The sequence below is a fragment of the Enterovirga sp. genome, from assembly GCF_028290205.1.
GTDB lineage: Bacteria > Pseudomonadota > Alphaproteobacteria > Rhizobiales > Beijerinckiaceae > Enterovirga.
The window spans coordinates 26,731-34,608 of record NZ_JAQGKF010000255.1 but is presented as its reverse complement, the minus strand read 5'-3'; the positions used below and the strand labels follow the sequence as shown (position 1 = coordinate 34,608).

Annotated in this window: 8 protein-coding genes; 5 read left to right on the top strand and 3 right to left on the bottom strand. The window is 70.2% G+C overall.

The window, feature by feature from the left end; all coding sequences use genetic code 11:
- From JWR86_RS17740 to JWR86_RS17725, 4 genes are all read left to right on the top strand, one after another.
- A partial coding sequence (locus JWR86_RS17740) for a L,D-transpeptidase family protein (RefSeq protein WP_299567917.1) occupies window positions 1-1,272 on the top strand: 1,272 nt, incomplete at its 5' end.
- Window positions 1,273-1,393: 121 nt separating this feature from the next.
- Window positions 1,394-1,663 (top strand): (2Fe-2S)-binding protein, encoded by a 270-nt coding sequence (locus JWR86_RS17735; RefSeq protein ID WP_299567915.1) that lies wholly within the window; start codon window positions 1,394-1,396, stop codon window positions 1,661-1,663.
- 57 nt (window positions 1,664-1,720) lie between these two features.
- On the top strand, window positions 1,721-2,230 hold the full coding sequence (bfr, locus tag JWR86_RS17730) for a bacterioferritin (RefSeq protein ID WP_299567912.1): 510 nt from the start codon (window positions 1,721-1,723) through the stop codon (window positions 2,228-2,230).
- A gap of 104 nt (window positions 2,231-2,334) precedes the next feature.
- A complete protein-coding gene (locus tag JWR86_RS17725; RefSeq protein WP_299567910.1) occupies window positions 2,335-2,871 on the top strand; it encodes a DNA starvation/stationary phase protection protein in 537 nt (178 codons plus the stop codon).
- A gap of 18 nt (window positions 2,872-2,889) precedes the next feature.
- Here the strand turns inward: JWR86_RS17725 and JWR86_RS17720 are convergent, their stop codons facing one another.
- Both JWR86_RS17720 and JWR86_RS17715 read right to left on the bottom strand, forming a co-directional pair.
- Window positions 2,890-3,426 (bottom strand): GNAT family N-acetyltransferase, encoded by a 537-nt coding sequence (locus JWR86_RS17720; RefSeq protein ID WP_299567908.1) that lies wholly within the window; start codon window positions 3,424-3,426, stop codon window positions 2,890-2,892.
- 55 nt (window positions 3,427-3,481) lie between these two features.
- Window positions 3,482-6,139: a PAS domain-containing sensor histidine kinase gene (locus JWR86_RS17715; protein WP_299567906.1), complete on the bottom strand. Its 2,658-nt coding sequence runs from the start codon at window positions 6,137-6,139 to the stop codon at window positions 3,482-3,484.
- Between the two features lie 168 nt (window positions 6,140-6,307).
- Between JWR86_RS17715 and JWR86_RS17710 the strand changes: the two genes are divergently transcribed.
- The gene (locus tag JWR86_RS17710) at window positions 6,308-6,769 is read left to right on the top strand and encodes a phasin (protein ID WP_299567903.1); all 462 of its coding nucleotides are present in this window, start codon (window positions 6,308-6,310) and stop codon (window positions 6,767-6,769) included.
- A 74-nt stretch (window positions 6,770-6,843) separates the two neighbouring features.
- On the opposite strand, the gene JWR86_RS17705 is transcribed toward JWR86_RS17710, so the two are convergent.
- Complete coding sequence (locus JWR86_RS17705) at window positions 6,844-7,731, bottom strand: cation diffusion facilitator family transporter (RefSeq protein WP_299567901.1); 888 nt, start codon at window positions 7,729-7,731, stop codon at window positions 6,844-6,846.
- Window positions 7,732-7,878: the final 147 nt, after the last annotated feature.

Here is a 7,878-nt window from a genome sequence, read left to right as displayed (position 1 = left end):
GCCGCGGCCCCGAGCCCGGCTGCACCGGCCGAACCCGCCACCGCCCGGCCGGCACCGCCGAGCGTGCCCGTGAAACTGTCCGACGACCCGCGGCCGAGCTACGGCCCCGAGACCTTCATGGCCACCCTCAAGGCGGCGGAGCGCTATCGCGAGATCGCGGAGAGCGGTGGCTGGCCGAGCGTGCCCAATGACGCGACGCGGTTGAAGTCCGGCGACCGCGGCCCGGTGGTCGCGGCGCTGCGGGCCCGGCTCGCGGCCGAAGGCGACCTCGACCCGTCCGAGCGCGGCGGGGCGAGCTTCGACGCCGGCCTGGCCGCGGCCTTGCGGCGCTTCCAGCTGCGGCACGGCCTCGAGGAGACGGGGCTCGTGGGGCCCCGCACGCTGGTGCAGCTCAACGTTCCGGCCGCCGCCCGGCTGCGGCAGCTTCAGGCCTCCGCCTCCCGCCTTCTCGGCTCCCGCTTCGCCTTCGGCGAGCGCTACGTGACCGTGAACATCCCGTCCGCCAGCGTCGAAGCCGTCGAGGGCGGCTCGGTGCGCCGGCGCTACGTGGCCGTGGTCGGCAAGCCCGACCGGGCGTCCCCCGCGGTGGAAACCCGGGTCACCTCCATCAACTTCAACCCGACCTGGACCGTCCCGGTCTCGCTCATCCGCAAGGACATCATCCCCCATGTCCGCAAGGATCCGGGCTATCTCGCCCGCATGAAGATCCGCCTGTTCGACGGGCAGGGCCGGGAGGTGGATCCGGCCACGATCGACTGGTCCACCGAGCGGGCCGTCAACTACACGGTGCGCCAGGATGCCGGGTTCGAGAACTCGCTCGGCGAGATCCGGATCGACATGCCGAACCGGCACGCCGTCTACATGCACGACACCCCGTCGAAGCGGCTCTTCGCCCGCGACCGCCGGGCCCAGTCTTCCGGCTGCGTGCGCGTGTCCGGGGTCAAGGAACTCGCCGGCTGGCTCCTCGAGGGCACGCCTGCAGCGGCCGGAGGCGGCGCGTCCTGGGGCCCCATGGACATCGAGACCGCGATCGCCGGCGGCAAGCGGGTCGACGTGCGCCTGTCCAAGCCCGTACCGGTCGCCTGGGTCTACCTCACGGGCTATGCGGGCCCGGATGGAGCGGCGCATTTCCGCGACGACATCTACGGGCTGGACGACCCCGCGCAGGCCCCTCCGGCCCCTGACGGGGCGACCGCCAAGCCGGCGCCCACGGCGGCGCGGTTGCAGCCGGACGACCTGGTTACGTCCTCGATCCGCGCCGCAGCGCGCTGAATCCGGCGCGGGCCTGCGTCATCGGACCGCTTCGGGTGGCGGCCGGAAGGCTTGGATCCCACGCCAGATGTGGGTTAAGATGCTGACATTGCATGATATTTAGAGCGCTTCTAAAGTATCCATGATTGTCTGCTCCTGCAACGTGCTGACCGATGGCGACGTGAAAGCGTGCCTCGGCGACGGCCCCGGCTGCCCCCGCACGCCGGCCCAGGTCTATCGCTGCCTCGGCTGCAGCCCGAATTGCGGGCGCTGCGCCCGCTCGATCCGGGCCATCATGGACGCGGCGCTGCGGGGCGCGGAGGACGCGTGCGGCAGCTGCCCGCTGGCCCACACCGAGCATGGGCACCGGCCCGCTGAGGCGAACCCGCTTCTTGAAACGGTTCTAAACTAGCTGGACATCGCGCGGCCCCGGGCCTAAATCCACCCCATCGGAGCAAACGAGGGTGCGATGAAGGGCGACGCGAAGGTCATCGAATATCTGAACCGGGGGCTCCGCAGCGAGCTGACCGCCGTCAATCAGTATTGGCTGCACTACCGCATCCTGGACGATTGGGGATACAAGGACCTCGCTAAGAAGTGGCGCAAGGAATCCATCGAAGAGATGGAGCATGCGGACCGCTTCGTTCAGCGCATCCTCTTCCTGGAAGGCTTCGCCAACCTGCAGGTTCTCGACCCGCTGCGCATCGGCCAGACCGTCAAGGAGATCCTGGAATGCGATCTCGCCGCGGAAGTGGAAGCCCGCGCGCTCTATCTTGAAGCCGCCAAGTATTGCGACAGCGTCAACGACCGTGTGTCGAAGATCCTGTTCGAGGAGCTGGCCGCCGACGAGGAGGGGCATATCGACTTCCTCGAAACGCAGCTGAACCTGGTCGAGCAGCTCGGCCTCCAGCTCTACGCGCAGAAGTTCATCGGCAAGCTCGATGACGGCGAGGGAGGCAGCCCCGGCGTCGGCGCCTGACCTGGAACGGCAGCGGGGCTTCCCCGTTGCCGGCCTGTTGACCCCCGGGCGACGGTTCGGCCTCTCCGTCCGTCGCCCGAGACCCGGGGCTTGAGGGCACATCCATGGCGAAGACAGCGAAAGCCGCGCCGAGCGCGCGCGGCTCCAACCTCCAGACCCCGACCGATCTCGACGAGCAGGCGGTGCGCGCGATCTCGGCGGCGATCAACGGCCTCGTGGCCGACAGCTTCGCGCTCTATGTGAAGACCAAGAACTTCCACTGGCACATGAGCGGGCCGCATTTTCGCGACTACCACCTCATGCTGGACGAACACGCAGAGGAGATCTTCGCCGCCATCGACCCCCTGGCGGAGCGGGTCCGCAAGATCAGCGGCAACACCCTTCGGTCGATTGGCCAGATCAACGGCATGTCCCGGGTCGCCGACAACGACGCCGAGTTCGTCCCCCCGCTCGACATGCTGCGGGAACTCATCTCGGACAACAAGGACATGACCAAGAACATGCGGGACGCGCACGACGTGTGCGACGAGCACGAGGACGTGGCGACCGCGAGCCTGCTGGAGGAGTTCATCGATCAGGCCGAGCGTCGGACCTGGTTCCTGTTCGAGGCCAGCCGCGGCGCCGACCAGACCGGCCATTGAGGCCAGCCGCCGGGCGGGTCAGGCCGCCTGGCGGTTCTCCCCGAGACGGGCGCTGGCCCGAACGAGGTTCGGATCGGCCGGATCCTGCGTGAGGTCGAAGCCGAGCTCTCGGGCAAACGCCATCATGCCGGCATTCTCCGACAGGATGAGCCCGACCACGCGCTCGACGCCGATCGTCGGCGCGCCGCGGCAGAGGCCCTCCATCAGCGCGCGGCCGATGCCGTGGCCCTTCATGTCGGTCCGGACCAGGACGGCGAACTCGCCCTCTCGGACCGGCCCGTCGAGCCGATGCAGGCGCGCCACGCCCCAGAGCGCCCCGTCGTCGGGACTGACCGCCGCGAGCGCCACGGCGGAGGCCGGATCGTAGCGGGTGAACCGCGAAATCTGGTGCGGGGTGAGCTCGGCCGCGCTGAAGAAGCGGAAGCGACGGTCCTCGGCCGACACGTGCGCCAGGAAATCCGGATACAGGCGTTCGTCCTCGGGCCGCAGCCGCCGGATGCGGGCCGCGGGGAGGCGGCCTGAGGCGAGGGACGGGAGCGGGGGTGTGGCGGGCATCTCCCACCCGATATGGGCAGCCACGCTTCCCGCCACCAGCGCCTGCGGCCTTTCGCTACTCGGCCGCCGCCGCCGTGCTTCCCGTTTGTCGGGCCGAGTCTTCGGTCCGGGCCGCCGGCAGGTGGATCGCCACAAGCGTGCCGCGTCCGCGGCCGCTCGTGATGGAGAAGACCCCGCCATTGGCTTCCACCAGGGCTTTGGACAGCGGCAGGCCGAGGCCCGTGCCGTCACCCCGCCGCGTCGCCGCAACCTGCCGAAAGGGTGTGAGCGCAGCTTCGATCTCGCCCTCCGTCATGCCGGGCCCGGTGTCCCGGACGCTGAGCTGGACGTCGTCCGGGCCGGCGGAGGTCGTGGACACGATCACCTGACCGCCTGCGCCGGTGAAGCGAATGGCGTTCGACAGCACGTTCAAGACGATTTGGCGCACGGATCGCTCGTCCGCCCAGACCGGCCGCAGGCCGGGATCGAAGGCCGTGCGCAGAATGGTCTTCTCGCGGCCCGCGAGCGGGCCGGCCAGAGCGACGCATTGCTGGACGATCTCGCTGAGGTCGAGCTCCCCCGGTTCGAGGCCGCTGTTGCTGGACCTGGCCTTGGCGAGATCGAGCAGGTCGTTGACCAGGCTCACCACGTGGCCGCTCGAGGCGTGGATGTCACGCAGATAGCCGCGGTAGCGCTCGTTGTCGAGCGGCCCGAAGCGCTCGTCCAGCATCAGCTCGGCGAAGCCCGCGATGGCGGTCAGGGGTGTGCGAATCTCGTGGCTCACCTGGGCCAGGAAGTCCGCCCTCTGCGTGCCGGCGCGCTCGGCCGCGCTGCGCGCCTCGCGCAGCTCCTCCTCGATCGCCTTCGAGGGCGACAGGTCGCGGAAGGCGAGAAGATAGATCGGCTCCCGCGTACCCGCAACGATTCCGGCCCGAATGGAGAAAGGCTGCGACGGGCCTCGCCGGGATCGGCCGCGCGCTTCACAATCCCGGGCCGTCCCGTGCCGCTCGCGGGCCACGGCCTCCAGACAGGCGAGCAATTCGCGGTGATCCTCCGGCACGATCAGGGCCGTCACGACCTCGCCGACGATCTCGTTTTCGGCGTAGCCGAACAGCGCTTCGGCCGAGCGGCTGACCGACAGGATCCGGCCCGAGAGGTCGAGCGTCAGCGTGCCGTCCGCCGCAAGGTCGAGCGAGGCCGCGAGTTCGGCGTTGCGGGCGCGGGTCGCCGCGAGGTCGTGTTCAATCGCCCGTCCGTCCGGCTGGTTCTCTCCGAGGCTGCGCAGGATCAGGAGAGTTGCCGGGGCGTCGGCCCAGACGATGTCCTCCTGCCGCACCTCGACGTCGTCGCCGGTCGGAAGTGTCCGGATCAGCGTGGCGCCGCCGCGCGCCGGCGTGAGGCCGAGGAGGCTCGCCGCGCCGCCGGCCGCGACCCAGCCCGGAAGCTCGTCCGCCCCAACGAGGTCGAGGAAGGTGCGATTGGCGAAGACCGGGTTCTCGTCCCGGAAGACGGCCAGCGGCAGGGGCAGCCGATCCAGGATGCGGGACGCTTCGGGCACGCGGGGCCGCGGCGGCAGGGGCACGATCTCGGCCGGGCCGCGACCGACCGAAAGGGGCCGCTCGCCCGGACCGACCGAGCCGAGCGCGCGCGCGATCTCCTGCAGGGCTCCGGTTTCGTCGGCCGAGAGCGCCGGCTGCGGATCGGGGAGGGCGGCTTCTGACTCCGGGGCCGCGACGCCGTCGCCTGCCGGGAAGCCGGGGGGCGGCGCCAGAAAGGCTCTCAGCATCCCGAACATGCCGTCGCGGGCCGTGCCCGTCATCGCGGCGGCTACGCTCATGGCCTGGTCGAGGCCCCCGTAGGGTTCGGCGGCGACCGGCGGCTGCATGGCCCCGGCCTCGACGCTCGCTTCTGCGGCCGCCGGCACCTCGAGGAAGAGATCGGGCGACACCTCGCGGGCCTCGTCGGGAAAGACGGTGCCGTAGCCGCGAAAGCCCTCGACCCCTCCGGTCGGGCCGAAGATCGGCGCGCCGCTGATCTCGCCCGGCACGGCCCGAACGCGGTCGCCATGCCGCAGCAGGAGCGGCACCCGGCTCCAGCCCTGTCCGGCCGCCATGCGGGCCATCACAGTGCCGCCCTCGTCTCGCAACGCCGACCCGGCGAGCTCGCTCCACTGGCGGCTCCGCAGGTGGCCGGAGGGCTGGCCGATGCTCGCGGCCAGGGCTGCCGAGACCTCCGCCATCCGGCCGGACGCGTCGGCCCTCCATGTGAATCGCACGCCCCGGCGCGCCAGTGGCGCCTCCGTGCCGGGCGCAGCCGCCACCGCGACGGGTGTCGCCGGCCCGGACGAGTCTGCCGCCGCTCGCGCCGCAAACCTCCTCGGCGCTCGCGCCCTGGACACCGCGATGGTGAGGAGCGCCTCGGCGCCCTCCGGGGACGTGATCACCCGGGACGCGACGGTCAGGGGAGCCTCGAGGGGGGTCTCACGCCACCTGTCGAACCTGAAGCCCTCGCGCGGCACGAGGCCTCCGGCTGCCAGGGTCCGCACGTGGCGGTGCCAGTTCGGATGCGCCCGGGCGGGCTCGGCGCCGCCGCCGGCATCGGCCGGCCAGAGACGGCGCTCGCCGTCCCGGCTCCAGACGAGAACGCACGCCCCCGCCTCGAGAATCCGGTTCACTCCGGCTTCCTCGATCAGCGGCGCGACGATGCACTCCCAGCCACCCCTTGTGGGGTCCATGACGACGTCTCGGTTAGGGCCTGAGAGAAAGCAAATCCGTCCCCGGAAAGCGAGGACCGGATTGCCGCGGACCCATTTACTTCTCCGTAACGTTAACGGCGTGCAGCGCGCTTGCCCTTTCAAGAGGCATTGCGTATGTTGCAGTGCAACATGAAGCAGGAGGGTGACGTGGCAGAGGCTCAGGGCATGAAGTACGAAGTTCCGGTCGAGATGAGGGACTTCGCCGAAAAGAGCGTGGATCAGGCCCGCAAGGCGTTCGACGGCTTTCTGGGTGCCGCGCACAAGGCCGTCGACACGTTCGAAGGCTCGCGCACCAGCATGCAGACCAGCGCGTCCGACGCCACCCGCAAGACGCTGTCCTATGCGGAGCAGAACATCTCTGCCGCCTTCGACCACGCCCAGCGCCTTGTTCGGGCGACGGACATCCAGGAAGCCATGAAGCTGCAGGCCGAATTCGCCCGCACGCAATTTGCTGCCATGCAGGTCCAGATGAAGGAACTCGGCGAGATCGCGCAGACCGCTGCCCGCTCGGCGACCGCGCAGGCTCAGGCCGCCGCCACCGACGCGGCCGCCGCGACGCGCTCGGCCGCCGACAAGGCCACGACGGCGTTTCGTCAGAACCAGGAATAGGCGCCGCGCACGCCGCGGGCCTCGGCCGGGCGCTTCGGCGACCCGGCCTTTTCTTTGTCCGGAATCCGGGCGGGTCAGAGCACCACGATGCCGGAATGCTTGGCCTTGTCTTCCGGTTCGACGTGGATCGTGACATGCGCCGCGCCGAGCTCGGCCTTGAGAGCCCGCTCAATGCCGTCGCAAATGTCGTGCGCGTCGGACACCGAGAGGTGGCCCGGCACCACCAGGTGGAAGTCCACGAAGCTGATCTGGCCGGCATGGCGGGTGCGCAGATCGTGGGCCTCCAGAGCGCCAGCCGCATGGAGCGAGATGATGTCGCGGATGCGGGCGAGGGTGGCCGCCGGAACCGCCTCGTCCATGAGCCCGCCGAGCGATTCCGTGATCACGCGCCAGCCCGACCAGAGAATGTTGAGGGCCACGAAGGCGGCGAGCGCCGGATCGAGCGCGGAAATTCCGGTGACAGCGGCGGCGGCCAGCCCGACGATGACCCCGACAGAGGTCACCACGTCGGCCAGGAGATGCCGGCCGTCGGCGATCAGCGCCTGCGATCTTAGCGCCCGGCCCCGCCGCAGCAGCAGGAAGGCCCACCCGGCGTTGAGCACGGTTGCGAGGGCGTTGACCGCGAGGCCGAGCGCGGGCTGCTCGAAGCTGCGCGGCGTCAGCCAGGCCAGATAGGCCTCGCGCAGGATCAGCAGGGCTGCGACGACGATCAGCACCCCTTCCAGCACGGCCGAGAAATACTCGGCCTTGGCGTGGCCGTAGGGATGGCCCTCGTCGGCCGGCAACAGGCTGACCTTGATCGCCCACAGCGCAACAAGCGCGGTGACGATGTTGATCAGGCTCTCGAGCGCGTCCGAATAGAGCGCGACGCTGCCGGTCAGCCAATAGGCGGCGTATTTCAGCCCCAGCACCGCCGCCGCGATGCCGATGCTGCCTGCGGCCAAGGCCAGTCGCTGGTCCATTCCGGGGCTCAGCTCTCGATCGCTGTTCAGGTGTCCCGGGATGAAGTCACACCGTCCAGGCTCAGTCGCGCGTCATAGCCGGTTGCCGGCCGGGGATGAACCCGGCCCGGCGCGAAGTTCTCGGGGGACGGACGAACAAAGCGCTTG

Excerpts from the sequence above, each read along its gene's own strand:
- JWR86_RS17720 (WP_299567908.1), bottom strand. The coding sequence starts at position 3,426 with ATGCCCGCCACACCCCCGCTCCCGTCCCTCGCCTCAGGCCGCCTCCCC.
- JWR86_RS17735 (WP_299567915.1), top strand. The coding sequence starts at position 1,394 with ATGATTGTCTGCTCCTGCAACGTGCTGACCGATGGCGACGTGAAAGCG.
- JWR86_RS17715 (WP_299567906.1), bottom strand. The coding sequence starts at position 6,139 with ATGGACCCCACAAGGGGTGGCTGGGAGTGCATCGTCGCGCCGCTGATC.
- bfr (WP_299567912.1), top strand. The coding sequence starts at position 1,721 with ATGAAGGGCGACGCGAAGGTCATCGAATATCTGAACCGGGGGCTCCGC.
- JWR86_RS17725 (WP_299567910.1), top strand. The coding sequence starts at position 2,335 with ATGGCGAAGACAGCGAAAGCCGCGCCGAGCGCGCGCGGCTCCAACCTC.
- JWR86_RS17705 (WP_299567901.1), bottom strand. The coding sequence starts at position 7,731 with ATGGACCAGCGACTGGCCTTGGCCGCAGGCAGCATCGGCATCGCGGCG.